At 53.2% G+C, this 222-nt stretch carries 1 pseudogene; it reads right to left on the bottom strand.

Features of this window, described 5'->3' with window-relative positions:
- Window positions 1-9 precede the first annotated feature (9 nt).
- Window positions 10-222, bottom strand: a pseudogene (locus tag KB213_RS12490) (NAD kinase); the annotation flags it as partial.

The raw sequence follows: 222 nt of genomic DNA, 5'->3' as shown, positions 1-222 counted from the left end.
GCTGTCCAATCACTCCATCAGTTCATCCTCATGCGGTGCATTCATGAGGAAGCCAACAGTGCCGTAATTCATGCCGTACACAGACACATCACGCACCATCACCGTATGAAGCGTTTCCAACATAAACACATCACCACCGAGGCAAACAACGACCTCAGCATCCTCCAGAGAGGCATCACCATAACGCGCAACAAAACGGCCTAGCGCTTCCTGTGCGGGGGG

The sequence above is a fragment of the Neokomagataea anthophila genome (genome assembly GCF_018122595.1).
GTDB classification, from domain to species: Bacteria; Pseudomonadota; Alphaproteobacteria; order Acetobacterales; family Acetobacteraceae; genus Gluconobacter; species Gluconobacter anthophilus.
The sequence above is the reverse complement of the archived record's forward strand: the minus strand, read 5'-3'. Positions and strand labels throughout refer to the sequence as shown.